The 26339-nt window shown below is 57.0% G+C and carries 23 protein-coding genes and 1 pseudogene; 13 read left to right on the forward strand and 11 right to left on the reverse strand.

Annotated elements, in window-relative coordinates; genetic code table 11:
* Window positions 1–208: 208 nt before the first annotated feature.
* Window positions 209–437, forward strand: a pseudogene (locus ACA073_RS16095) (transporter); the annotation flags it as partial.
* A gap of 40 nt (window positions 438–477) precedes the next feature.
* Window positions 478–1152, forward strand: a complete 675-nt coding sequence (locus tag ACA073_RS16100; protein WP_497397664.1) for a DUF3313 domain-containing protein — start codon at window positions 478–480, stop codon at window positions 1150–1152.
* 272 nt (window positions 1153–1424) lie between these two features.
* Here the strand turns inward: ACA073_RS16100 and ACA073_RS16105 are convergent, their stop codons facing one another.
* Window positions 1425–2636, reverse strand: coding sequence for a patatin-like phospholipase family protein (locus ACA073_RS16105; RefSeq protein WP_497397666.1), 1212 nt, complete (start codon window positions 2634–2636; stop codon window positions 1425–1427).
* Window positions 2637–3598: 962 nt separating this feature from the next.
* On the opposite strand from ACA073_RS16105, the gene ACA073_RS16110 reads away from it, so the two are divergent.
* Window positions 3599–4288 (forward strand): hypothetical protein, encoded by a 690-nt coding sequence (locus tag ACA073_RS16110; RefSeq protein WP_497397668.1) that lies wholly within the window; start codon window positions 3599–3601, stop codon window positions 4286–4288.
* A gap of 412 nt (window positions 4289–4700) precedes the next feature.
* On the opposite strand, the gene ACA073_RS16115 is transcribed toward ACA073_RS16110, so the two are convergent.
* Both ACA073_RS16115 and ACA073_RS16120 read right to left on the reverse strand, forming a co-directional pair.
* Window positions 4701–5246: a hypothetical protein gene (locus tag ACA073_RS16115; RefSeq protein ID WP_497397670.1), complete on the reverse strand. Its 546-nt coding sequence runs from the start codon at window positions 5244–5246 to the stop codon at window positions 4701–4703.
* 85 nt (window positions 5247–5331) lie between these two features.
* Window positions 5332–5664 (reverse strand): GIY-YIG nuclease family protein, encoded by a 333-nt coding sequence (locus tag ACA073_RS16120; protein WP_497397672.1) that lies wholly within the window; start codon window positions 5662–5664, stop codon window positions 5332–5334.
* Window positions 5665–5913: 249 nt separating this feature from the next.
* Between ACA073_RS16120 and ACA073_RS16125 the strand changes: the two genes are divergently transcribed.
* Window positions 5914–6732, forward strand: coding sequence for a hypothetical protein (locus tag ACA073_RS16125; RefSeq protein ID WP_497397674.1), 819 nt, complete (start codon window positions 5914–5916; stop codon window positions 6730–6732).
* Window positions 6733–6961: 229 nt separating this feature from the next.
* Here ACA073_RS16125 and ACA073_RS16130 read toward each other — a convergent pair whose 3' ends face one another.
* The 3 genes from ACA073_RS16130 to ACA073_RS16140 all read right to left on the reverse strand — a co-directional run bounded on the left by ACA073_RS16130 (window position 6962) and on the right by ACA073_RS16140 (window position 11818).
* The gene (locus ACA073_RS16130; RefSeq protein ID WP_497397676.1) at window positions 6962–7897 is read right to left on the reverse strand and encodes a GGDEF domain-containing protein; all 936 of its coding nucleotides are present in this window, start codon (window positions 7895–7897) and stop codon (window positions 6962–6964) included.
* Between the two features lie 567 nt (window positions 7898–8464).
* Window positions 8465–11362, reverse strand: a complete 2898-nt coding sequence (locus tag ACA073_RS16135) for a sensor domain-containing phosphodiesterase (RefSeq protein WP_497397678.1) — start codon at window positions 11360–11362, stop codon at window positions 8465–8467.
* Between the two features lie 228 nt (window positions 11363–11590).
* The gene (locus ACA073_RS16140; protein WP_497397680.1) at window positions 11591–11818 is read right to left on the reverse strand and encodes a hypothetical protein; all 228 of its coding nucleotides are present in this window, start codon (window positions 11816–11818) and stop codon (window positions 11591–11593) included.
* Window positions 11819–11912: 94 nt separating this feature from the next.
* Here ACA073_RS16140 and ACA073_RS16145 point away from each other — a divergent pair, with 94 nt between their 5' ends.
* Window positions 11913–13184: an epoxide hydrolase family protein gene (locus ACA073_RS16145; RefSeq protein ID WP_497397682.1), complete on the forward strand. Its 1272-nt coding sequence runs from the start codon at window positions 11913–11915 to the stop codon at window positions 13182–13184.
* A gap of 99 nt (window positions 13185–13283) precedes the next feature.
* Window positions 13284–13784, forward strand: coding sequence for a GNAT family N-acetyltransferase (locus tag ACA073_RS16150; protein WP_497397684.1), 501 nt, complete (start codon window positions 13284–13286; stop codon window positions 13782–13784).
* Between the two features lie 258 nt (window positions 13785–14042).
* Here ACA073_RS16150 and ACA073_RS16155 read toward each other — a convergent pair whose 3' ends face one another.
* Complete coding sequence (locus ACA073_RS16155) at window positions 14043–14384, reverse strand: hypothetical protein (protein ID WP_497397686.1); 342 nt, start codon at window positions 14382–14384, stop codon at window positions 14043–14045.
* 295 nt (window positions 14385–14679) lie between these two features.
* The gene (locus ACA073_RS16160; protein ID WP_497397688.1) at window positions 14680–15375 is read right to left on the reverse strand and encodes a tRNA (adenine(22)-N(1))-methyltransferase; all 696 of its coding nucleotides are present in this window, start codon (window positions 15373–15375) and stop codon (window positions 14680–14682) included.
* A 399-nt stretch (window positions 15376–15774) separates the two neighbouring features.
* Here ACA073_RS16160 and ACA073_RS16165 point away from each other — a divergent pair, with 399 nt between their 5' ends.
* Window positions 15775–16338 carry a P-loop NTPase family protein gene (locus ACA073_RS16165; protein WP_497397690.1) on the forward strand — a complete coding sequence of 188 codons (564 nt, stop codon included), beginning with the start codon at window positions 15775–15777 and terminating at the stop codon, window positions 16336–16338.
* A gap of 58 nt (window positions 16339–16396) precedes the next feature.
* Window positions 16397–17074 carry a class I SAM-dependent methyltransferase gene (locus tag ACA073_RS16170; protein WP_497397692.1) on the forward strand — a complete coding sequence of 226 codons (678 nt, stop codon included), beginning with the start codon at window positions 16397–16399 and terminating at the stop codon, window positions 17072–17074.
* A gap of 16 nt (window positions 17075–17090) precedes the next feature.
* On the opposite strand, the gene ACA073_RS16175 is transcribed toward ACA073_RS16170, so the two are convergent.
* Entirely contained in the window at window positions 17091–17744 is a 654-nt protein-coding gene (locus ACA073_RS16175; protein WP_497397694.1) for a TetR/AcrR family transcriptional regulator, read from the reverse strand.
* Window positions 17745–17862: 118 nt separating this feature from the next.
* On the opposite strand from ACA073_RS16175, the gene ACA073_RS16180 reads away from it, so the two are divergent.
* The 5 genes from ACA073_RS16180 to ACA073_RS16200 all read left to right on the forward strand — a co-directional run bounded on the left by ACA073_RS16180 (window position 17863) and on the right by ACA073_RS16200 (window position 22732).
* A complete protein-coding gene (locus ACA073_RS16180; protein ID WP_497397696.1) occupies window positions 17863–18288 on the forward strand; it encodes a hypothetical protein in 426 nt (141 codons plus the stop codon).
* A gap of 423 nt (window positions 18289–18711) precedes the next feature.
* Window positions 18712–20181 (forward strand): multiheme c-type cytochrome, encoded by a 1470-nt coding sequence (locus tag ACA073_RS16185; protein WP_497397698.1) that lies wholly within the window; start codon window positions 18712–18714, stop codon window positions 20179–20181.
* Window positions 20182–20397: 216 nt separating this feature from the next.
* On the forward strand, window positions 20398–21294 hold the full coding sequence (locus ACA073_RS16190; protein WP_497397700.1) for a GntR family transcriptional regulator: 897 nt from the start codon (window positions 20398–20400) through the stop codon (window positions 21292–21294).
* A gap of 139 nt (window positions 21295–21433) precedes the next feature.
* Complete coding sequence (locus tag ACA073_RS16195; protein WP_497397702.1) at window positions 21434–22177, forward strand: cupin domain-containing protein; 744 nt, start codon at window positions 21434–21436, stop codon at window positions 22175–22177.
* 60 nt (window positions 22178–22237) lie between these two features.
* Window positions 22238–22732, forward strand: a complete 495-nt coding sequence (locus ACA073_RS16200; RefSeq protein ID WP_497397704.1) for a YbhB/YbcL family Raf kinase inhibitor-like protein — start codon at window positions 22238–22240, stop codon at window positions 22730–22732.
* A gap of 282 nt (window positions 22733–23014) precedes the next feature.
* Here ACA073_RS16200 and ACA073_RS16205 read toward each other — a convergent pair whose 3' ends face one another.
* Window positions 23015–24382, reverse strand: coding sequence for a DUF1329 domain-containing protein (locus tag ACA073_RS16205; protein ID WP_497397706.1), 1368 nt, complete (start codon window positions 24380–24382; stop codon window positions 23015–23017).
* Window positions 24383–24409: 27 nt separating this feature from the next.
* Window positions 24410–26302, reverse strand: a complete 1893-nt coding sequence (locus tag ACA073_RS16210; protein WP_497397708.1) for a DUF1302 domain-containing protein — start codon at window positions 26300–26302, stop codon at window positions 24410–24412.
* Between the last annotated feature and the right edge of the window lie 37 nt (window positions 26303–26339).

Below are 26339 nucleotides of genomic sequence, written 5' to 3' on the forward strand. Positions count from 1 at the left end.
TTGGCCTCATCCATTCGAATGAGCGGGTGGCCCTTTGATCGGAAATTGCCACTACGACTTTGGATCCATACGAATTCTCTGGTGCGCGACCGCTACCGGGCTCACGCCGGTATGCCACCGAAGGTGCCCCGCCACCCGGGATGACGTGCCTGATCAGAAACCGCGATGTTCCGGGAGATAGATTGGCGGCCTGATGCCCGCAGGGTGAGTTTCGGATGAGAATCGAACTTTTACCTTGCCCATGGGCGAATCCTGAGGCATTGCGGCTGGAGCCACCTATGCTCAAAAAGGTCACCGACATCAATGTCAGCCGGGCCAGGGTCTGGCTCGGCAACATGCCGGTGGACGAAACCAGATCCACGTCAGGCAAGCGAACTTCCGGTCAGTTCGACGATGCCGGGATTCAAGCCGTGACCGGAAACATGGCCTGGCGCTTTTTGATGCCATGCTACCCAAATCCATGGAGCACACCCCCCTATGAACCTGTCCCGAAAACTGTTTATTGGCGCTGCGCTGGCCAGCCTGCTGCTCGGCGGTTGCACCTCGAAAGTCACCGAGCGTGAGCAGTATTCCGGCTTCCTGTCCAACTACAACAACTTGCAGCAAGTCACCACCACCAGTGGCGAGACCGCCATGCGTTGGGTGAGCCCGTCGTGGAACCCCGACGCCTACGACACCGTGGTATTCAACCGGTTGGAACTCTACCCGGCGCCACAGCCCAACGAGCGGGTCAACCGGCAAACCCTGGACGAGTTGCAGAGCTACATGACCAGCAAAGTCAAAGGCGTGCTGGGACAGAAGTACCGGGTTGTGACCAACGCAAAATCAGCGCCCGCCGGTTCGAAAACCTTGATCATGCGCGCAGCGATTACCGGGGTGAATGCTGAAAACGAAGGCATGAAGTGGTACGAAGTGGTGCCGGTTGCCGCCGTCGTGGGGAGTGTTTCCGCTGTCAGTGGCCATCGCGATCAGGACACCACACTGTTCATCGAGGCCGAGTTCATCGACGCCAGCAACAATCAGACCGTGGCCAAAGTCGTGCGCAAAGTCTTTGGCAGCACCCTGGAGAATGCCAGCCAGAAGATCACCACCAAGGATTTCAAACAGGCGATCGACAAGTTGACCAGTGATCTGCAAGCTTTCATCAGATAACTGAAAACAACATCACACTGAGACTCGTTGTCGTACCCCCCTCGTGCAGAAGAATCGCTTCTGCACGAGGGGTACAACTTCTGACGCAGGTTTTGCAGCCAGATCTTCGCCCCCGTCGGCGCAAGATCCTCCCACCGCGAAGTGTGCGTGCTGCGCGACAATCAAGGACCGCAAGGCGCCATCGTCTGCGCTGTCACTTCCCATCCCGCGTCGATGCCGCCGGGGAGCATCTGTCCACGGTCCTCGCCGACATCGAGCGCAGCGCCCGCTCACTATTTTTCCGTTGCTGGTGCACCTGGAGGAGCGAACCCGGGCGGCACTTTGAGCCACGGGAAGCCCTGCAACGCCATGTCATAACCGGTGTCGTAGAGCTTGCGCATGTACTCGTTGTCGAACTCCTCCTTGTGGGGGAAGTTGAAGCTCGACGGTATGAACCCGAGGTTGAAGTCCACCCCGTCGCGCTGGGTGGTCGCATAGATCCGGTACAGGTCGCCGATGCCCTGACTGTGGATCAACGAGGCGACTGCGCGCCCAGCGATGCTCATGGTGCTGCGCTCGACCTGCGCCCAGTCCGGATCGAGTCGCGAGTTGCGTATCACGTAGAGTCTGCGCTCGCGGGTGAATCCTGCTTTTGCCGCGTCCTCATTGATACGCATCCCGGCCGGGTATGCGAAAACCTGCGCCATGATGCCACCGTCCACGTGCATTTCCTGATAGGTTTTACCGTCGACTTCCACATCGATCATCATTGGCGGAAATCCACCCGGAATCGAGGCGGATGCGATCATGATTTTCACGAAAAGGTCCAATGCCTCAGGACCACCATAGGTCGCGATTTTCCCCATGTCCCAGATAATGGGGCGTCGCGCATCGAGGTCGGCGGTGGCGATCAACAGAAAGCGGCCCTTTGCGTACTCGGCGGCGATCTCCTTGAGCATGACATCAGTCACCGATTTGCGCGTCAGCTCCAACAGCGGTGCGTTGTCCGACATCGCATCGCCCAAAACGCCTGCGAAAAAGTTGCGATGCAAAATGACGTCTTTGGGCGACAAGGTGGTATAGACCCTCTTCAGCTCCGCGTCGTACTTCGGCCCAAGAAAGGCGAACGGCGCAATCAGTGCGCCCGTGCTGATGCCGGTAACGAGTTTGAATTCAGGGCGCGTTCCTTTAGCGGTCCAGCCATTCATCAATCCAGCGGTGAACGCACCATTGTCACCACCGCCCGAAATGGCCAGAAATACCGCTGGCGGTAGAGCCCCCTTGTGCCCCTGCTTCACGAGGTAAGCCTGTTCCCGCCGTAGCGCGTCAACCGCGACCCGGGTCAGCTCTGTCATGTCTCCGCCGGCGACATAACGCACCCCGGGCATGCCTGGGATCTCCGCTCTCGACGTCAACTCGGACGGCACCGCGGATAGGCGCGGCGGCGCCCATGTGCAGCCTTGTATCAGCACAAGCAGGGCCACAATCAGGCTGGTGATTTTCATAGTCATCTATCGCTCGAAAAATTTCGATCCGCTTGCCCGCGGCGCCATTCCATCATCCGCAATATCCAATGGCGTCTGTTGGGTTGATCAACGATCGTTTAGAGGTCTCAACTGCTTCGAAGCGACTGGTGTCCTGACGTCGAATAGTCATTCCATATGCGAACTAATCGCTTGCAACAGTTGAAACGATAGCACTGCTGCACCGCTCCGTTATTGCGCACCCCCTAGATCGAGCACATGCAGTTTGATCCGGGCGATAAAGGTGGAGAAAAACGGGTTGGCGGCGAGCAGACGCGGCTCCGCGGCCAGACCGGAAGATGGAGAGCCGAACAGCCATCCATGTAGTCACGCAAGGAGTGACTGAGGGGCGCTTACGCAAGGCGCACGCCCGGCACCGGGCATTGAATGGCAATTAAGGCGCAACAAGAGCAGATTGCCTGTGATTTCTCGGGCGGAATCGACAGGCAGCTTTGGGTCCAGGCTGTGTGAAAACGTTTTGGAGCAGGTTTTACAGTCAGGACTGGAACGAAAATCGCGCTCCTACGCAAATTTCCGGTCTGCTGATTAACCAAACGCTGGCAGATTTTACGTAGCAACGCAGACTTCAAAACCGCGCATGCGTTTTCACACAGCCTGGGTCGTTTTCTGCCCCTCGTGACAGGCAGAAATCGACCCAGTGCAGCCATTGGCGACCGGCAGCAATCGGCCCAGAGTTTGTAAAAACGCTGGATGAAGTTTTCAACTTCAAATCCATAGGCCTTTCTCACGCTCCGGCGCCCACGCACGGCCAAGATCCCCTTGACCAACTCGTTGTCCGAACTTTATCTCTCGTCGATTCTAATCCTGAATTTTGTTTCACGATCCTGACTATCAAGTCCTGGTCGAATATGCCGATAGTGCTCTGGATCAGATTGTCAATCCGCGGTTGTTTATTTTCAACAAATGCTTAGAAGGAACTCAACATGGGCGTTGCGCTTGCAGGAATCGCGTTTCGTAGGAACAAGGAAGGCTTCAGCCCGGAAGACGCTGTTTCCCGTCTATTCGACAAGCGTGTAGAGGTGTTACAGGAACCTGTGGATCGTACTTTTGACTGCCGTCATGATCATGATGTGCTCGTCCAGCAATATGGCGATATTTGGGTAATCAGCAACGACTCGCTGGCCATGCCTCTGCTCGAAGATCCTCAACACAATGTTCACCGGCTGCATGAGACGCTTGATTCGCCTGAGTTGATGATCGGTTTTTGTCAGTATGATTCTGGCGATTGTTACGGTTATGCGTTCATCGAAGACGGTGTACTCACTCGATCGCGACTGCAAGACAGCGCCTCGCCGTTGCAACAGTTCGGCCCGCTAAAGGCATTCGAACGCAAGTGGGAGGCTGCTGAATTCTATCTTGATGAAGACGACTGCCCGCAGGAGGAATGGCAAAAAATCTATTACCTCGGTGATCGTGAAGTGACGGTGATGGAGCACTTCCTCACCAGCCGAATGACTTACGAAGCGTTGAATGAATATATCGGCGTGTGCCCGTGGGAAGCATCCATCAGGCCCCAAAATCTGTATTTCCGGCTCCATGACATGCCAGTTCAGCCTGCGCAGGAAACCGTTGAGATATCAGACAAGAACAAGCCATGGTGGAAATTTTGGTAGCGTGAAGGGGCTTGAGCACATTCGCAACGCGTTCCGTCTGAACCCGTTGATCAGATGTTTTTACACACTCTGGGCCAAAAGCTGCCGGTCAGCCCAGCAGAAATCTACAAGTGGCTCTAAATTAGCGGGACTTAATAAGCCTGCCCCCGCTTTCTGAAGGAATAGAAATTGTCAAGATTAAAATACAAAACCAAATATTCTACAAATTACATTTTAATTATCGACGCGTTGCCCGTTGGCGAGCTCTTGAGCTAGCAACTTCAATATTTAAAAAATTTTGCAGCTTCAGTTGTATCGATGACCCTAATATCGTCGCCATTAGCAAGCATACCGCTGATAACTGAGCTTGAGGAAATATTACCCCCGACATCCCCACCATAGAGCAGAGTAACTTTTCCAGCCGCACTGACGTCTAAGCTTGAAATAAGACTACGAAGCTCGGCCTCTGTAGTGATTTTCGACAATTCAATATTCGCTTCCTGCGCCAAGATAGACATCTAATAAATCCTTTATCAGAAATGAAAATTAACAATGAATTTAGTTGAAAACTTATTATCCAACCATCATCACCTACAACAGATAAAGCCTCTTTAAGGATGGCTAGCAGTGCGGCATGTTCCATGCCGTGCAAGTCGGCAGGACAGATATCAACAACTTTGTCCCAAACAATTAGATAAGGCGACTCTGAGTATTTTTTTGACCCAACCCCTCGCTCCAACTTGACAAGAAATTCTTTTCCATTGAAATTTAACAAAAAGGCGATCCAGCATTCTTTTTCTTGAGCTTGATTGGCCATACCTGCACCCATCAGGTAAATATTTCGACCTCTATCTATCGTCCAGAAGGGTTTGAAGTTTTCAGGCAAAGACTTATACGCTAGATTTTTGCGAATAAACTGCTCGGCGAGTTCATATTTTTTAACGTTTTCTTGTGATACGTATTCGTTTACAAACCCCATACATCCTCCAAATTAATTAATGTTATTTAAAATCATAATATCTACCGCTCACCCAAGCTCTCATTGGTGTACTGCTGCAACGGACTCAAGAAGTAACACTAGAGACCTGTTCAATATAGCTAACAAGGACATTAGTCATATTGAACCACTCGCCATGGATGCGCGCATCTGAAAACTTAGCCTGGATCTCTACTTCTTTTCGTTTCGCCAAAGTTGAAAACTCAACTCTACCGAGCGTATTAAGTCCGGTCGACTTCCTTAAGTCTATGGCACCAATCAGCTTCAGTTTTCGGTGATTTGCAGTTTGCAATTGAAGAATACGCATCGCTAGGGGTTCTATAGTCGTACCTATTTTTATAGCCAAATCATCTCCAGCTTGAACGAAATAGACGTACCCCGTAACGTAATACTCTTCCATAAATTCACCTAGCTATAAGTGATACCTAACTAAAGTGAAGAACTATAGCTACCACCTGCTCTTGGCAGCTTTCTGTCTGTCACAACCACTGGGGCGAGGTCAGTTTCAGTCAGTCGTCACAGGTAAAAACCGGCCAAGAGCGGACGGCCGAAAACGGCCGGTCCACCGTGCCTTATGCTAAGAGGCAAATGATGGACTACGCTTTGACTTCAGCGGGACGTTGATGGGATATAGCGCTCCGGAGGGCCGATGCCTTCCAATCTGTCCACATGTGTCGGTTCGGTCATCCCGGTGCCGTCGCTGATACACTGTTTCTACAGCAGTCCTTTGGGCGGCAATGAGCTGGGTCGAGAGATGGATATCAAAGAGTTTTGCCTTGCTCATGGATTCGATATGAGCAAATACGCAGTAGCGTCAGGGGGTGGCAGCTTCGAAATGACGGAGCTGAAAACTTCACCTGTCGAATTCTTGAGCTTGGCGGAAGACGATTTTGAACGGGGCGGTTTGTCGGCCCTTGTCAATGCAACGACTAATGTGAAACGTGCGATTGTCTGTCAGCTTGATCAGCTGCTGATCTCGTTTGGTTATCAGTCACTCAGATGGAATGTGCCGAAAAAAATAGAGAGATTGAGAGCGCTCGGCTTATTGGCGCCGAGCCTTTTGCGTAAAGTAGTTAACATGCGGAATATTCTTGAGCACGAATACGAAACCCCTGAGCTTAAAATAGTTGAGGAGGCGCTGGATATCGCGAGTCTGTTTGTAATGTCCGCTTCTGCTATGTTCATTCCTTTTGATGATGTGTTGGAGTTTTCGCTGCCTGAACGTGCTGCCGGGGGGAGCCCTGTAACGCATATTACGGCCGGGTTAAACCGAGAGTCTCGTGGCGTTTTCTATACTGTCTATGCTTATAAGCCCGGCAAATATGGCGGGCTATGCGTTGGTGAATGTGAGATTCAATCAGGGCACGTGCTTTTCGAGGCAATGGTCAAGCTTTCCGCATCGCTGATGCTTCGATACAAGGTCAACCAGGCTTTTAGGGATTTCGACACCGCCTACTCCCAGCTATGAGCATTCGTTAACTTTCATTAGCTAAGGGTTAAATCATTCGCCGTAAAACTAACGGCTGTGAGGGGCCGCAATCGACCCAAAGAAGTCATTCGCATAGCGGCCTGATGGTGGCTCCCTGATGTTTAGGTGCTAAACGCCTCATGACGGTTCTTTCTTGTCGCTTTCAGCTTTATTGGTTATTGATAGGCTGCCGAGAGGGTAACGATTTTTTCTAAGTTTCATACGGAATCTAGAGACTAAAGGATTGATCTCTGCCCTGCTCTTTAGCTTTATATAGAGCTTTGTCGGCCTGTGCCAGCAGCATGCTAAATGATGGGTGCAGGGCAGCAAATGTATGAACTGAAAAACCAATGCTTATGGTTAGATGTCCTGTACTGGAAGCGGAGTGAGGTATTCGCAAACTGCGTACTCGCTGGCATAGGGTCTTGGTGTACAGTGCTGCTTGGTCTTTCGTCATGCCGTTGGATAGAATTACGAATTCTTCGCCGCCATACCTGGCTGCAAAGTCAGAGCCTCGCTGGAATGATCTGTTCAAACTGTCAGCAACACGTATTAATGCTTCATCGCCCGCTTGGTGTCCATAAATGTCATTAAATGCCTTGAAGTGATCAATGTCGATCATGGCAAGAGTTAAAGATTCCCCGTTGCGGCATGCAATTTTCCATTGGATTTCTAATTGCGCATCAAAAAAACGACGGTTGTAAATGCCTGTGAGCCCATCTTTGATTGATAGTTGCTCGAAGTGTATTTTCATTTCCTCAAGAGACTGATTCTGATCACGCAACTGCTGCTGTATTATCACTCTAGGTGTTACGTCTTTTTGGATGCCAATAAAGTTAGTGACGGCCCCGTTCTCATCATGAATTGGCGAAAGGCTTAATTCGTTCCAAAACATCGTTCCATCCTTGCGATAGTTCCGCAAGGTTACAAGGCAGTACTCACCTTTTTTAATTGCTCGATGAACAATATCCAGCTCGGGTTGCTCTCGGTCGTTATTCTGTAGGTATCGACAGTTGATATTAGTGATTTCTTCGGATGAGTAGCCGGTCATGCGTTCAAAAGCAGGATTTACGAATATTAATGGGTTATCGTCAATACAATTATCGGAGATGGTAATGCCGTCTCGTGAATCCATGACCGCCTGTTTAAGTATTTCAAGTCTCATATAAAACTCACTTATTAGGGGCGGAGGAAAAGTGTTATTTTCAGAGGTGTAATGCCGAGATATCACCATCCGCACATTATTTATTCTAAAGTGTAGTACCTTGAAAAATAAAAGTGTTTTTTTTCTATGCTTTCGATAGCAGGGCGATTGATTGCGGTCGAAGGTGCTTCGTTGAAAGATGATAGCTGCGCCGCATCAAAAACTCTGAAATTACGCAACATTGGGGAGTGATGACGCGCCCGAGGATGCGTAAATGGTCACTTATTTTTTCGCGCGACCGCTTGGTGACCGGCAGTTTTTGGCAGATTTCTGTCTGTCGCCACCGGCAGCTATGGGTCCAGGCTGTGTGAAAACGTTTTGGAGCAGGTTTTACAGTCAGGACTGGAACGAAAATCGCGCTCCTACGCAAATTTCCGGTCTGCTGATTAACCAAACGCTGGCAGATTTTACGTAGCAACGCAGACTTCAAAACCGCGCATGCGTTTTCACACAGCCTGGGTCGTTTGCAGCCCCTTCGTGATAATCGTCCAAGAGTATCCAAAAGCAGTCATGGGTTCCGTCAACACCCTAACGCCCCATCAGCGAACTCGCCAACAACGCCTCCAACCCCATCGGCTTGGCAAAGTAATAACCCTGGGCCTGTCCTGCGCCCATTTCGCGCAGCAAGTCCAGCGTCGCTTGATCCTCGACGCCTTCGGCCACCACACTCAGGCCCAGCGATTCGGCCATCCGCACAATCGCCCGGACGATTGCGCGACTGCGAGGACTGGTGGTCAGTTCGAGGATGAACGACTTGTCGATCTTCAAGCCGCTGAAACGGTATTGATGCACATAGCTCAGGGATGAAAACCCTGCACCGAAGTCATCGAGCACTACCGACATACCGTTGTCAGCCAATTGCTGCATGGTCAGTCGGGCAATCGCCGGCTCAGCCACCAGCGCACCTTCGGTCAACTCCAGGCAGATCCGCGACGGCTCGACCCGGTGCCGCGCCAACAGTGCAAGCACATCACTGGCGAAGTCCGGACGCGTCATGCTGTAGCTGGAACAATTGACGTGCACCGGAGGCCAATTGGCGTGCTCGGGCTGTGCGAGGATCACGGCGATGCTGGTGAGCATGTACAGGTCCAGGCGACCGATCAGGCGCAAACCCTCGACATCCGGCAAAAACTCGCCCGGTGCGATCACCCGGCCGCCCGGCGGATGCCAGCGAATCAGCGCTTCAAGGGCCAACAGTTCGCCGCTTTCGACGCTGACAATCGGCTGGAAATACGGCAGCAATTCGTCGGTACGTTTGAGCGCGTTGCGCAAGGCCCCTTCACGCTCAACCTGGTCCGAGACTTCACGACGCACTTCCTGATTGAACACCGCGTAGCTGTCGCGCCCGGCACTCTTGACCCGGTACATCGCCGCATCGGCATCGCGCAGCAGGTCGGCTGGCTCGTGATGGAACTGACTGTCGGCGCTGACAATTCCGATACTGCAGGACGAAAAAACTTCATAGCCATTGATCAAAAACGGCAGGTCAAACGCCACCAGAATCCGTTCGGCGATGTCGATCACCACGTCCAGCGGCGCCTCGGGAGCCAGCACGGAAAACTCATCGCCCCCCAGACGCGCCAGCATGTCGGTGTCGCGCAAACAACCGCGCAAACGGTGGGCGGCCTGCATCAACAGCAGGTCACCAAAATGGTGGCCGAGGCTGTCGTTGACCAGTTTGAAACGGTCGAGGTCGATGAACATCACCGCCAGGTGCCCGCCTTCGCTGCCGAACTGCGACCAGGCCAGATTGAGGCGCTGTTGCAGGTAGGTGCGATTGGGTAGCCCGGTCAGCGCATCGTGGGAGTTCTCGTGTTGCAACTTGGCATTGGCGTGATCGAGCTCGCGGGTTCGGTCGTGCACCCGGGCTTCCAGCTTGAGGTTGGCGGCATGGATCGCTTCGGCGGCCGTGCGTCGCGACAACGCTGTGTCGATGTGCCGTGACACGAACGTCAACAGTTCCTGGTCACGCAGGGTATACCGTACCTGCGGGGTATAGGTTTGCACCGCGAGCACGCCACGCACCACATCGCCATCGAACAATGGAATGCCCAGCCAGGAGTAGGATCGGACATACTCCTCGTCCAGTTCGATTTCGCCGTGCACAGACAATCGCTCAGCCTCGCCGGCGTCAATCAGGCAAGGTCGACGCTGACGGATAACGTACTCGGTCAAGCCCCGGCGTCCTCGCCGTGCCACCGGGCAGGTCGTCTGCCGCTCATCGACGAAATACGGAAAGGTCACTTCACTGGTCGCGTCGTCGAACAGCGCAATGTAGAAGTTCCGCGCGAACAGCAGATCGCCGACGATGCCATGCAAGGTTTCAAACAACTCAGCCATTTCGCCAGGCTGGCTGGATAGCTCGGCGATCTGGAACAGCGCGCTCTGCAGGTGTTCGGCGCGCTCTCGTTCTGCCACTTCCTGCCTCAAGGCGTCGTTGAGTGCCGAAAGCTCCAGGGTGCGACGCATCACCGTCGCTTCCAGATCCTCTCGGTGGAGAATCCGGTCCAGCGCCATGGCCACGTGGCGGGCCACCACCAGAAACAGCGCGCGATCCTCAGCGCTGTAGGTACGAGAAACGTCGTAGACCTGCATCGCAAGCATGCCAAACACCTCGTCCGAGGCGTTTTTCAACGGTGCGCCCATCCAGAACTCGGGACGATCACCCACGCAGTAAAAACGCTCCTCGGTCTGAGCTGCGAGAATGCCGGCGGCGTCGATCAGCAACGGCTGGCCAGTGGTCAATACCTGGCCGGTCAACGACAGGTGCGAAAGGTCAAGGTATTCGTAATGCGAGGACTCCACGGCATCAACGTCGATGATGTCGACGTAATACGGGTAATCAATCTTGCCACTGTGCGGGTCATACAACGCGAGATAGAAGTTCTCTGCGTCGATCAGGCTCGCCAGCAACTGGTGAACCCCCACCAGGAACACTGACCGGTCGCTGGTCGAACTGGCCAGGTAGGTAATTTCATACAGCACACGCTGAGTAATCTGCGCACGTGCAAGGGTATTGGTCTGTACCTGAATGCCCAGGCGCCGGGCAAACTCGGCGAGCGCCGGTTCTGCGGCATCGTCCACTGGCGCGAGTAGCCAACCCAGCTCGCTTTCGCCCCTGCCGGTCGGCCAGCGGTGCAAGCGCCAGGTCAGGCAAAAGGCTTCGAACTCTTCATTCGCAACACTTGACGGCCACTGCGCCCGTGGATCGCCCTGCCCGACCAAGTGCATTTGTTCACCGGCGCGGTAAACCACCCACGCGGTGGTGTGCGCCCAGTTGCGTGCCGAGTCCAGCAATTGTTCGATTGTGTCTTGGTTGCCAGGGTAGATCATGCCGACGGCGTCCGAATTCCCTTGAAGCCGGGATGCGACAACGTCGCAATCGTTCGATTGCCGCGGGAAGTCGGTCAATGGACGAAAACTCATCAGCGCTCCCTGAGCCAGAAACTGGCGATACTAACCTATTGGTTGCTAGCAATGTGCCAGCAAGCTTCCCGTTTATAGAGTTTTTATTCAATAGGTTTTTTTGCTTTGGTACAAACTCTGGACCGCGAGCTCGCCAACAGTCCATGTCTAGCGGCTGCTTTCGGAAACAGCATTCATTCAAATCTGCCGAGACGCGCGTTGCGGGTCGCGGCCCCCACATCAAACGCGTCAATCGACGACCTGTATCTGCGTCAGCCCTACCCGCTCAGCCTGCTCTAAAATCTCCGCTGGAGTGGCATCCGCATTGGGCATGATCAGGCTGTTCTCTCCGTCCCCAAAATGCAGTTGTAGCAGGTGCATCGCCGCCTCATGGACGGGCAGCCGAGGCTGCTTGAACTCGAATAGGTGAGTGCGGGGCTCGCCGTTGAACAGGTATTCCACAGTGTAGTTGCGCATGGTGGAACCTCATGATGGGAGAAGTGCACGCGGCTGAACTGCTAACCTTCAATTTGCCATGATGCCCGGCATACCCTCATCCGAGGAAGTGAAAATGAAACTCGCATTCGTCGCCGCCGCAGTCGTCGCCATGCTCACCTCATCGCTGCCCGCCAATGCAGTTTCCACCGACGATACAGGCGCCATCCGGCCCTTCGAAATCCACGTGCCTGACCGCGACCTTGCCGATCTGCGCGACCGAATTGCAGCGACCCGTTGGCCGGAAAAAGAGACTGTTTCCGATCGGTCCCAGGGCGTTCAACTGGAACAATTGAAGGCGCTGGTCCACTACTGGGGCACGCGTTACGACTGGCGCAAAGTGGAGGCCCGGCTCAACGCCTTGCCGCAGTACGTAACGACTATCGATGGCGTCGACATCCATTTCATCTGGGTGCGCTCTCCCCGTCCCAACGCTTTGCCGTTGATCATGACCCACGGCTGGCCAGGCTCCGTACTCGAGTTTATTAATGTCATCGGCCCGCTCTCCGACCCCTCCGCTCACGGTGGCAACGCGGCGGATGCATTTGATGTGGTGATTCCGTCCATCCCCGGCTACGGCTTCTCCGGTAAACCGACGGGTATTGGTTGGGATCCGGATCATATTGCACGGGCCTGGGCGCAGTTGATGAAACGCCTTGAGTACACGCGCTACGTCGCCCAGGGTGGCGACTGGGGAGCCCCGATCACCAGCGCGATGGCGCGCCAGGCACCGGCCGGATTGCTCGGCATTCACCTCAACCTGCCGGCCACGATACCGCCGGAAGCGACTGCGGCCCTCGCTGCCGGTGGGCCGGCACCGGTGAACTTCACCGGGCAGGAACGCGCAACCTTCGACGCCGTTGCCACACTGATCAAGCAGGGCAACCTGGCGTACAGCGCAATGATGGCCGCAAGACCGCAGATGATGGGCTACGGCGTGGCGGATTCACCGACCTTTCTCGCTGCGCTCATGCTCGTGCACCCGGGATTTGCAAAATGGATGTACGGCGCCGACGCTCAACAGCTGCCGACAAAGGATCAAGTGCTGGATAACTTCACGTTGTACTGGCTAACGAACAGCGCCGCTTCGGCAGGACGGCTGTATTGGGAAAACATGGGACGCAGCCCTCTTTCCTCCGCCGCACAGAAGACGACCGAAATTTCCCTGCCGGTGGCGATCACGGTGTTTCCAGATGACGTTTATTGCCCTCCGGAAACCTGGGCCCGACGCGCCTACAGCAATCTGATTTACTTTCATCAAGTCGACAAAGGCGGTCACTTTGCGGCCTGGGAACAGCCGCAACTCTTTACTGAAGAACTTCGCACGGCGTTCAAGTCTTTGCGTTAGCAGTGTCTGTCATTCGTGAGAGGATGCTTGCGGCCAGGAACGACAGGTGTTCCTAGGCACAATTATCCAAGTAGTTGTACCAGGGAGGGGAACGTAGTTATGAAGCCCGTCAGAATTCGAACTCTCGAAAGCACTGATGCTGAGGCATTGCTGACATTTGAATTGGACAATCGCGAGTGGTTCGAGCGCCACATTGACCCGCGCGGTGCTGCTTTTTACTCGGTGCAGGGTGTTACCGAGCACATTACGGCTTATTTATCTGATCATGCCGCCGGCATCTGGCACCCATTTGTCATCGAAGACTCTGGCGGAAAAATAGTGGGTCGAGCGAACCTGAAAGACATTGACACGTCCGAGCGGTCGGCAGAAGTCGGCTATCGGATTGCTGAAAGCGTTTGCGGACAAGGACTGGCAACGCTGGCGGTGAAGCATCTGATTCAGGAGGCGCAGTTGCATTGGAACCTTAAACAACTGGTTGCCAACGTTTACGCCGAAAATATCGGCTCGGCAAAAGTACTCAAACGCTGTGGCTTCTTGATCGAACATGTATCTCGACAAGAAGGGACAGACCAGGAGTATCGCTTTAGCCTTTCGATTTAGGCGGCTGAATATGGGCCGATACGAGTGCCAGAAACGGCTCAGGATTCAGGGTATGGATCAAACCATTACACCCTCTTCCATTTGAATCAAAGGCAAGCTGTTGTTCATTCGTTTGTAGGAGCGAGCTTGCTCGCGAAAAACCCAAGGTCGCCACGGGGCATCTGGTTTTACGCATTATCGTTCACGACCATCGCGAGCAATCGAGCGTCGACCGGCTGCTCCTAAAGGAGCTCTGTGAAAAGCGTTTACGGGCCGCGGTCAGATGCAATCCTGTGCGGCGCGTTCAAAACTCGACGGCAGTAAGTTCGAGGCCAGCAAATGCCGCTCGTAGATAAACACCTTGCCGCCGTTCCCGACTTTGTAGGCTTCCAGCACGTTGTCCGCCGAGACTTTGCTCGGCACCACGATCCGATAGCTGCGCTGGGTCTGCGAGACGGTCGGGTTCAACGCACTGCCCTGCAATTTCGGTACGACGCAGTCGGCGTATTGGGCAGGGGTCTTGCTGGTCTGCAAGGTCAAGGTCGGGTCGTTCGGCGCGGAGGCACAACCGGCGAGCAACAAAGAGCCAAACGCCATGGCTGGCACAAATAAAGAGCGCATCGGTCTTTTCCTGAAAATAAAAGGCTGTGTTCGATGCAGGTGATTTTCCGACTATTGCCGACAAAGAAGAACTTGCGTTTCGTAATGGTCACTATTGCTTCTAGCGATAGTTGCGCGCCGTGCAGACGGATACACACTGAATCACAACTGGAAAAGATGCTTGCGCGGGCCACCGCCAATCAGTTGCGCAGTTACTTGCGCGGGTGAACACCACGCGAGTGTTGGGCATGGCGGATTGGGAGGCGCTGGAGGCATTTGTCGAGGCTGCGTTTGCCTGAGAGATGCGGTGGTGAGCTCAAGCCAGAAGTTCGGTGATCCACCGGGCCTGTCGAGCGACCTCTTGCACCTTTTCCTCGGGCACGACCTGCCGCGCCTGGGCGAAGTCGGCCAGGGTCTTTTGCTTCTGGCGCAGCCTGCGCTGCCACTTGACCAGGAACGCCGGGCTGCGTGCCTGCATCTGCAGCGGGCCGAAGTACAGTTCCTCGGCGGTGTAGATCACCGGACCGGCGCGCTCGGCGACGATGATTTCGTAGTCGAAGCGGTTTTCCCGCAGCACTTCCTCGCACAGGATGCGGTAACCATTTTCCATCAGCCATTGGCGCAGTGGCTGCTCGCCGCCGTTGGGCTGCAGGATCAGGCGCTCCTGACCGCTCAGACGCGCCTTGCCGCTGTCGAGGATGTCGCGGATCGTCTCGCCGCCCATGCCGCAGATGCTGATTGCCGTGATCCCGTCTCCCGACTCGATCGCCGCCAGGCCATTGCCCAGGCGCACGGTGATCCGTTGGTCCTGGCCGTTCTCGCGCACGGTGCGTTCGGCCGAGCGAAACGGCGTCAAGGCCACCTCGCCGGCCACCGCCGCCGCGATGGCACCCCGGCGCATCAACGCCACCGGCAGGTAGCCGTGATCCGAGCCGATATCGGCCAGGCGCGCACCTGCTGGCACATGCGCCGCCACGCGCTCCAGGCGCATGGACAATGTATGTTCGTTCAACTGCAGCCCCTTTTTCACCACGAACGTCCGGCACCTTTGGCCGGATCGGGACGCGACTCTGTCGATCAACGCTGTGCATGTCAAATTCCTGCGACCAGGGCCATGTCTCGCCCCGTACCTGCCACTCGCACAGTGTTGACGGTTTCGAGATATCCCCGCGACGTCGCTGGTTGCCATGCTTGGCGCACTGAGTGGATGGTTTAGATAGCATTGCACTGGGCCGATGGGCAGCAATCGGCCAGAAACGCACGTTCACGACCTCTCGCTCTCATCTTCAGGAAGCGCAGTAGCAACACAATGTTTGTTCAGTCCCGTGGCGCGGTCTACCCATCCATCAGCCTTTCACTGGCCATCCAGAACCTGCACAATCGTCGGCTTTTTTTGCGACAGGAAGTCCCCATGCAACGGATTGTCATTCTGGGCAATGCCGGTAGCGGCAAATCTACCCTCGCCCGCACCCTCGCCCAGCGCCTGGGCCTGCCCGTGGTTCATCTGGACACACTGTTCTGGGAGCCCGGCTGGGTCGAACCCGACGCTGAGCAGTTTCGCGCACGGGTTCGCGAAGCGATCACACCGGATGCCTGGGTTTGTGAAGGCAACTATGCGCGGCGAACCTTCGACCTTCGCCTGCCTCGTACCGACCTGATCATCTGGCTCGACACGTCGCGGCTCACCTGTTTCACCCGGGTGATCATGCGCAGCGTGATGAACCGCCCTCGCCCTGACCTTGCAGCAGGCTGTACAGAAAAGCTCGACCGGGCGTTCCTGACCTTTCTTAACTTCGTGTGGAATTTCGATCGTGGCTACCGCCCGGGAATCGAGGCGGTGCGCCAGGCCATCGGCCCGCAAATTCCTGTGGTGCACTTGCGCGGTGCCCGGCAGATTGCCGCATTTCTCGATAGTTTGGCCGCAAAGAGTGTTTGTAATAATGGCAATCGCTCTGCGCGAATGACCCATCAATGACTCCAGTAGCGGCACCTTTGTCCTATCCTTTATCCAACCCACAACGCCGGTCACCGCTATGCCCGCCCCCGAATCCACCCTCCTCCAAAGTTGGCACTACAACGCCCGGTCCTGGATTGAAGCCATACGCGCCGGCACCATAGAAAGCCGCCACACGGTCACTGACCAGGCAATCCTGCTGGCGGTGCTGGGCCGTCAGCCCGAGCGCGTGCTCGACCTGGGTTGCGGTGAGGGCTGGCTGTTGCGTGCGCTGACTGAACGGTCCATCGAGGCGGTCGGCGTGGATGGCGATGCGACGCTGGTCGAAGCGGCCCGGGCGGCGGGAACTTCTGTGGTGCATTTGGCGAGTTATGAAGCGTTGGTGGAGGCGAAGGTAGCTATCGGTCGTGACTACCACCTGATCTGCGCCAACTTCGCCTTGCTGCACCAGGACATCATCCCTCTGCTCGCCGCCATGAACACCCTGCTCGTCCCGGACGGCGCGCTGGTCATCCAGACACTGCATCCGTGGACCGTAGCGGCGGGTGATTATCAGGATGGTTGGCGCACAGAAACCTTTGCCGGGTTCAAGGGACAGTGGCAACCCATGCCGTGGTATTTCCGCACCTTGTCCTGCTGGCTCAATGCCCTGGACATGGCGGGTTTTCGGCTGGCCGGCCTGCAAGAGCCACAGCACCCACAAAGTCCTGTACCGCAGTCGTTGCTATTGATAGCCGAGCCTATACACCAAGGGTAAGCGATGGCGCCGGGCATCACCTCCGCTTTCGTCGCGCCTCTTCATCCTCCGCCAATGCCTGACGAACCAGCGCCCTCGCCGCCCAGGCCGCGGTGTCGAGTGATTCGTCGATGCTCGCGCGACTGATATCGCGCACGGCGATCAACGCTTCGGTGCCGATGACGATCGACAGCGCCTGCTTCAGGCGTTTGCGCGCCCGGGGTGTGAGCACGTCCTTCAGCGAGTCGATGATCGGCTCGATGTAGCTCATGCGCCGGCCCGGTCGCAGGGGCGACTCGTGGGACTCGTTTTCGAGCCACACCGTCATGAACGAACGCTCCATCACATGCAGGCCGATTTCGTCGTCGATCAAGAGTTTGTTCAAGGCGTTCGCCGCCAGACCTATGCCCTTTACCGGATCGTCTCCCGGCCGCCAGAAGCTCTCCAGCGGCTTCATTTCGCGATCGGCCGCCGTCTCGCTGATCAACGCCTCAAGCGAGGGAAAGTAGCGATACGCCGTGGCGCGCGACACCATCGCGCGCTCGGCCACTTGCGCGACGGTCGGGTGATGGCCTTCGTCGCGCAAGGCGACGGCGGCGTCGATAAGCGCCTGGCGTGTTCGCAGTTTCTGGTTGGCGCGGCCTTGGGGATCGCCGTCTGGACTCGACGGGCTTGACTTCGGAATCGGCATGGAGTAAATGAGACCCTGTCTTGTCGTGAGACTTGAGTCTCATAATAGACGCGCAACCACCCACCTACAAGTCTGTTTCAGCAACTGAACGCGCCTCAGGGCGCATGAGGTGAATGCCATGAATCACAACCCCCGTTCGCGGACCTGGTTTCGGCTCGCTGCGCTCTACTTTGCCATTGGCGTGATGCTGGGCGTGGCAATGGGCGCTTCCGGCGACCACTCGCTGTTCGCAGTACATGCCCATATCAATCTGTTGGGATGGGTGTCGATGGCACTGTTCGGAATCATCGGCACCGTGCACCCGTCCATCACCGAAGGACGCGTTGCGGCAGCACAGTTCTGGACGTACAACGTTGGCGTCCCGGTGATGCTCGGCGCGCTGACGCTGCGCCTCAGGGGCTTCCCGTCCGTCGAGCCGTTGATTGCCGTGGCCTCCATTCTCATTGGTTTAAGTGTGCTGCTGTTTGCGTGGCTGGTGTTCTCGCGCATCGGTGTCACGGCCGGGGGTTTGAGCAGCGCGACACGGGAATCGCCCCTGTCATAACGCGCAAAACCCGTCGCTGATTTTGGGCAGCGTATTGGTGCGGGGGAAGTTCTGCCCCGGATCAATTGCTGCCCTTTGTAACTGGCAGGATGCAGATGTGCAGGAATGGGCAGAAAGAGCGGCCCCCACACCCCCGCTTTCGGAGTGAACTCCCCCACTACGGGTGCCGTTCCCCAGCAATATTCGCGTCTCGATTAGCACAAAATTTCAGCCTTTGACCAATGTTTGCTGGACCTTCAGGCCATTAGACACATTCTGTCACAATCCTTGCAAAGCAATTACCGAGTGAGCTTCTCCCTTTCATGAAAGGTGGAGAGTGGAGGAGTTGCACATATAAACCATTGGCTTGCAGCATGAAGTCCCCCTGTCAACTTAATGGAAGTGCCGCAGTCATCCTCTGCAACTGTCTTGGGGGAAACTTTTATGAACCACCCTGAATATACGTGTGCGCAGGTAGCTCGCCGTTTTTTATGCTTTCTAGCCTGCCTGCTTACGGTAACGCTGGTGGCGGCCGACGAACCTCAGGGCAATGACAATCAGGGAAATGAGAAGTGGCTGGAGCCGGCACGCTCCAGGCTCATGCATGTGAATGGCGGGATGCCGTTCTTTCCGCATCGGGCCAATACCCCCGGCAACCTGGTTTTGAATGTAAAAGACTTCGACAATGCCCAGGTATGTGGCGCTTGCCATACGGAGATCTACAAGCAGTGGCGCTCGTCGATGATGTCCCAGGCCTGGGATGAACCCATCTATCGGGCCTTGCTCAAGCGTGCGAGTTCGGCCACCGAGGGGAAGGTCGATAACTTCTGCACCGGGTGCCATACCCCGATCGGTCTCACGACCGGGCAGATCAATTCGGATGTCAACCGCTCCTCGATCGAAGACAGCGCGAAAAATCATCCGATGCCTGGGGTCGATTGCGAGACCTGCCACAACATTAGTGCCCGCACGGGCCTCGATAACGGCGCCTATGTCCTGAGCCCTCGAGCACACGGTAAACCGACTAAGTTCGGCCCGCGTGAAGATGCCGTTTCGCCCTATCACGACACGGTATATTCCGCTCTGCACACGCGCTCGGACTTTTGCGGCACCTGCCACAACGTCACGCACCCGTTCAGCAGCGTAGCGGTCGAGCGAACCTATGACGAATGGCAGGAGAGTTCCTACAGCCTTAATGACATAACCTGCCAGAGCTGCCATATGCCGGGTTTTGCGGGTAAGGCCGCGATCATGGGACCAGACCGCGAGCAGGTCGCCTCGCATTGGTTCAGCGGAGCCAACGCTATGATGCTCAAGCATCTCGGTCAGGAAGCGGGCGCGCAACGCGCACGCGACATGCTCGCGCGCGCGGGGGAAATAAAGTTCCAGCAACTGCCGGCAGCCCTCATTCCCGGGCAGTACACCTCGGTAGCAGTGAAAGTTGCCAATGTCGGCGCCGGGCACAAGCTGCCGACCGGTTTTCCGGAGGGACGGGAGATGTGGATCGATTTCCGGGTGCTGGATGCCAGTGGTCGCGAGCTCTATCGGCTGGGCTCGATCAAGGACGGCAAGACCGAGGACAACACGCGAAACTTCAAAGTGCACATAGGTGACAAGGACGGCAATCCGTTGGACGTTGAGGTCTGGAATGCCACGCAAATTCTCTCGGACAACCGCATTCTGCCCAAGGGCTACGATATTGGGGAGTTCTCCTTCCTGGTGCCGGCCGACGCCGTCGGGCCGCTCACCCTGACTGCCGAACTGAACTACTGGCCGTTTTCGCAGAAGCTGGCCGACTACCTGCTTGGCAAGGATAAGTTGCAGGTGGAAATCACCCAGATGGCCAAAGTCACACAGAGCGTACCCCTGTCGACAAGCCTGCCCGTCGTCGGGTCAGACACTGCGCATTTTTAGCTGCGCAGTGTCGAGGTCCCAGGCCGGCCCGGCCACCACTCGGCCCCTAACACGGCGTTGGCGCAGTAAGCTACATAGGTCCGCTCTCAGAGGAAATGACCTTACTTCCCGAGAGCCTCGACGACTACGTCAGTGATACCCATCCGGTGCGTGTAGTCAGCGAGAGACTGGCGCAACCCGATCAGCCCGCTACCTTGGCGCCCTCACGGCACAGAAATGACGGCCACCGCCGGCCCTGATACCATCAACCTAATGTTAGGCACTTGGGTGAAAGATAGCGTGAACGAGCGCAACAGTGATGCAGACATTCGGACCGAGCGACCGATGCTGGGGGCCGAACGCGGCGTTACCCAATATCAGCGGTTAGCTTCCCTGCTGAGGCACCAGATCGCAAAGGGCGAATACCCGCTCGGCGCACAGCTGCCGACGATCACAAAACTGGCGGAAGACTTGGGCGTCGCGGTCGTGACTGTCCGGCAAGCGTATGAGCTGCTTTCCAAGGAAGGGCTGATCCGCAGCCAACGGGGGGTCGGCACCCACGTGGCTGCGCTGCCCGCCGCCACCGGCGACCTCGAACTGACGATCAACGATCCGTTCGCCGCGCCGCAGGCCCTTTCCTACGAGATACTCGAAGTCCGGCACCACACTCAATTGCCCCAAGAACTGCTGGGTGCGGACGATCGGTCGACGGGTGACCACGTGTGTGTCCGCAAGCTGCATACCTATTCCGGCGAGGCGTTCTGCTATGCCGAGATTTATGTGTCCACGGCGGTCTTCGAGTCGCTGCCCAAGGACATCGCCAGGAAAAGGAAGCTGCTCGCCGCGGTGCTCGATAAACTGGGCACCCGCGGCAAACGCGTGAGGCAACGCGTTTCTGTGATGCCTGCGGATTTTCCTCTGTGCGACCTGCTGAAGATCCCGTTTGCCTCTCCCGTGGCGAAAATGTCACGGTGCCTGGTCGACGGCAAAGGCAACGTGCTGTACGCCGGTGTCACCTGGTATCGAGGCGACCGCTACGTCGCCGAGATCGACTTCCCTGCGTCCACATTGAAGACCATGCCTGGCATGACCGAACCCCAACCGGGCCTGGTGAGTGAGCGCAAGCGGGACTAGAAGCGCTCGTGCGGACCTCTGCCCCCCGAGGTGCTTGACGAGGGTCTTTTTTCATGGCAAAACTCCTAACATTAGACCTTTAGGTTGATATCTCGTCGGAGGTTCGATGCTTACGAAAAACGTTCAGGATCCAGCCGCAATGAAAACCATCCCCACTGTGATCAGGGCGGCGGACCTTGTCGCCTACTCGCCGGCGAACCACACCGGCACCTCCAATGTGCGCGTGATCGGCCCCGAGACCGTGGGCGCGACGGCGCTCGAAGTGCTGATCGGCACGATCGTGAAATCCCATGGCGCGAAGCCGCATGCGCATCCGTACCTGGAGCAGTGCGCCTACATGATTGAAGGCACCGGCGAGTCGCAAGCCCAGGGTCGCGTCGACGTGATGCACCCCGGAACCTGGGTCTACGGGCCGGCGGGCGTGTTCCATTCGTTTCGCGTGACCAGCGACCAGCCCGGACGGGTGCTGGTCGTCTATACGCCGCCTTATGGCGAGAACCCGGCACAGACGATCACGGAACCCGACCCCGCGGTTGCTGAGAGCGGCGACGTCCGCGTGCTGACCGTCGACGCCGCCGCTACCGGCAGGCTTCCACTGATCGACCGCGACACTGTCGGCGCGCAGTGGGTCGACATCTCGGCGCTGCGGATGCTTGCCGGCAGCGCATTGGCCTGCCCGACCGAGCCCGACGCGGAGCAGGTTCTCTACGTCGAAGACGGACGGATCGAGGCGCACGTCGACGGGCAGGACTTCCTGCTCGCGGCGGGCGACTTCCTGTTTCTTCCATGCGGGTTCGCCACAGCCCTGCGCTGCCCACAGGAGCAGCCCGCATCCGGCTTTCTCATCAAAGGACGGCTTCCCTCCTCTACTTCAAACCAGTGAACCCTGGCTCCCGGTAGCGAGCTGCCAATCCACTAGCAAAATCAAATGAAAGGAAAGGGCATGGGTAACTTCACCGTAACATCGCCTGAATTTAAAGATCAGGAACCCCTGCAACGGGTGCATGAGTTCGATGGTTTCTACGGCACCGGTGAGAACCGTTCGCCCGCGCTGCAATGGCAAGGCGCGCCGGAAGGCACCAAGAGCTTCGCGCTGACGGTGTACGACCCGGACGCGCCCACCGGCAGCGGCTTCTGGCACTGGATCCTGTTCGACATCGATTCGTCCGTCACCCGGCTCGCCGCGGGCCTGGGCTCCACCGACGCCACTGACCTGGGCGCCAGCGGCACTCAGGTCCCCAACGACTATGGCACCGCCGGTTACGGCGGTCCCTGCCCGCCCGCGGGTTTGCCCGCGCACCGCTACATCTTCACTGTGCACGCGCTGAGCGTGCCCAAGCTGGAGCTGCCGGCCAACCCGACCAACGCGGTGGTGCGTTTCCTGATCCACCAGAACACACTCGCCACAACAACCCTGACCGGCCTATACAAACGCTGAATGTACGCGCCGGTGGTCACCCCTGCGCGCGTCCATTCCCGCGCGCAGGGGCTGCGGTTCAGCCGGTTTATCGTATCCATTATCAAGACCATGCAGGAGCGAGCTTGCTCGCGATGGACGCCAACGATAACGCGTATTTTCTGGATACACGCGTCGTCCTGAAGTCCATCGTCGGAACGCCGCCCGGAGCAAGCTCGCTCCTACAAATTCCAGGCATTAGCCCAAAGGCCGGCTTCCAGGCATTAGCCCGAAGGCCGGCTTCCTTGACAAGGTATTACAACGTTAGCGAACACCTTCCTGACGCAGCGCAGCCGGCGTGTAGTCGCTTTCACTGGCGACGTAGCTGAAGTCGTAGGACTGTTTCTCCTCGTTCTTCATGCCCAGCGCCACATAACGGCCGGACACCAGATCGTACAGGCTCTCCAGCGTGTACCACGGCACTTGCTTGTCGTAGTAGTACTGGGCGTGTCCCTCGGCCACGCGCCACAGGGTGCCACGCCCGTCGTAATGGTCGATGGCAGCGGCTTGCCAGGTGTCTTCGTCGATGTAGAAGTCACGCTTCTCATAGATGTGGCGTTGGCCGGGCTTCAGGGTGGCCACCACGTGCCACACGCGGTGCAACTCGTAACGGGTCAGGTCCTGGTTGATATGGCCGGCCTTGATGATGTCGCTGTACTTGAGCTTCGGCGAGTCCAGTTTGTAGGCGTTGTAGGGAATGTAGATCTCCTTCTTGCCTTCCAGCTTCCAGTCGTAACGATCGGGAGCGCCGTTGTACATGTCAAAGTTGTCGGAGGTACGCAGGCCGTCGGTAGCAGTACCCGGGCCGTCGTAGGACACTTGCGGGGCACGACGCACACGACGCTGGCCAGCGTTGTAAAGCCAGGCCAGGCGCGGTTCCTTCACCTGGTTCAGGGTCTCGTGCACCAGCAAGACGTTACCCGCCAGGCGCGACGGTGCAGTCACGCGCTGCTTGAAGTAGAACAGCACGTTGCTCGGTTTGTTCGGGTCGTAGTCCTTCAACTGGTCGCTGAAGGTGAACTCGTCCTGGAAGTACACCAGGTTGTAGGAGCCGTTTGCCTGCGGGGTCGCCTGGGTCACCAAGCGGCGCACGCTGCCACCGCGATAACGGGTGATGTGGTTCCAGATGACCTCGAGACCGCTCTTCGGAATCGGGAAGGGGTTGGCGGTACGGAAGTTCTCCAGGCCATTGCCGCCCTCCACCAGTTTGGTATTGGTGGCGTTGTACTTGGTGGCTTCGATCACTTTGGCCGGAAGCGTGGCCGTGCGCTGGGTCTTGTACACCGGTATTTTGTAGGTGTCGGGGTAGCGTTTGAACATTGCCAGCTGGCCAGGGGTCAGCTTGTCCTTGTACTGGTCGACGTTCTTCGCGGTGATGGTGAACAGCGGCTGGTCACTGGCCAAAGGATCGGACAGGAAGCCCGCGGCGTCGACGTTACCGGCATTCTGCTTCAGGCCGCCGGTCCATTCAGGAATGGAACCATTGGCGTTGCCGGCTTTTTCGGCACCTACCGGGGTCAGGCTGGACCCCAGTTTCGCCGCCTCATCGGCAGAGACGGCGGCCATGACACTGGTAGCCATCAGGGTCAGCGCCAGAACGCCGGTTTGCAGAAGACTCTTTGTTGTTTTCATTGTTGTTTCCTCAAGGTTCCAGTCCACTTAGAAGTTCATGCCGAAGCTAAGCGCGAGAAAATCGCGGTCGATCGAGGTGTTGTACCTGCCGCCGAAGAAGTCGGTGTAAGAGAGGCTCGCCGTGTAGGCATTGTTGTACTCGGCATCCAGGCCCAGGCTGGCTGCCTTGGCGCCTTCGGTGAACAGACCATTGGGACCGTAACCATCGACGTCATGGGACCAGGCGATGCTGGGTTTGAGGTTCACACCGGCGAATACGTCGTTGTAGTCCCACACAGCGCGCATGCGGTAACCCCAGGCAGTGCTGGTGACGAACCCATCGTCTTCGCAGTACTTGCTGACGTTCTGCGCAGTGGCGCTGCCCAGGTTGCCGGTGTTCAGAGCCACGCACGTATTGATTGACCCAGTGGCCGGCAGCGGGCCAGGACCGAAGACCGAGTCACGGCCATAACGGACATCGGAAGTGCTTTCCAGGCCGCCGACATGAACGACGCCGATCTCACCCACCAGGGTCAGACGGCTAGCCCCCATGATTTGGTCGAAAAAGTGCGTGAAGGTGGTCTGGAACTGGGTCACTTCCTTGCGGCGATAGCCGTGCAGGTCCTCTCCCGCAGGGCCTGGCAACAGAGAAGCGTTGCTGAACAGCCCGCCAAGGGAATCGACGCCCGCGAAGAGGATGTCCGTGGTGTTCAACTGAACCGGCGCGTTCGGACGGTAGCTGATCTCGCCGCTCCACGCAGTACCGGTGGGCAGCGTGGTGGAGAAGCTCAGGCCGTAGAGGCGAATGTCCTCTGGGTACTCGACGAAGTAGCTCGAGGAACCGGCGACGGCCAAGGAGCGAAGGTTGGCCGGGTTGCTGGCGCCAAGGGCTGGAACGTTCGGCAAACCGGCGTTGATGGCATTCAACTGCGCCTGGGTAGCGCTCGTGCTGCTGAAAACCGGTGCCCGGCTGTGGTAGTTCATCAAATAGGCGCCGAATTCGGTATTCAACGGCTCGGCAAGGTAGCGCAGAGCCAGGCCGTATTGGCCATCGTCATCCGCATCGCGATCCGCACCGCGGCGAACCAGCACGCCTTCCTCGTTCGCATTGACCCCAAACTGGCTCAGGGCTCCCAAGGCAGCAGGACTCAGGCTCGATGCCTTTCTCAGGACGCGCAGGTTATCGTCGCAGCCGTCGGCAATCCCGTCAGGCTGGGCGAAAAAGGTGCCGCAGTTGTCCACCACCGTCTGGTCCCATTCCAGCTGGTAGAAGGCCTCGGCCGACAGGTTTTCAGTCAGGCTCTGGGACACATAGAACATGTTGACCGGAATCAGGCCTTCCTTGATCTCGGCGCCCGGACGGCGGAATGCCGACACGTCAATCGGGTTGATTGAGTTGATGCTGTTGCCGATGAAGGTGCTCTCACCCCAGCTGACGACTTGTTTGCCCAGGCGGACCGAGCCTGGCAGGTCGGCGATGTTGTAGTTGTGATAGACAAAGGCGTCGAGCAGTTCGGCCCCGGAAGACTGCGCGCCTGCCTTGCGGTTGTGATCGTCGATGTCCTTGAACAGACGGTGCTCGTCCTTCAGCTCGAAGTCGTACCAATACTTGCCACGGACGAAGACGCCGGTGTCGCCGTACTTGAGTTCGAGGTCATGGATGCCCTTGAAGATCTTCGAAAAGGTCTCGCCTTTCTTGAAGTTCAGGTGGGAATCGTCGGTAGTCTGGGACAGGCCATCGCCACCGTTGTTGACCCCGATGAGGTCCGGATCGGCCCCACGCATAGACCAACTGGCGCCCACGGAAAGCGCGGAGTCGAACTGGCCCTCGATCTCACCGATGTTGAAGGTAACTCCGAATGCCGGAGCGGCGAGTGTGGAAGCGAGGCTGACGGCCAAGGGCAATCTTGCCGGGCGCCAGAACCAGGTTTTTGTTTTCATTGACGCTACTCCATCTATGTTTTTTGTTATGGATTGG

This window comes from Pseudomonas sp. LBUM1670 (genome assembly GCF_059695695.1).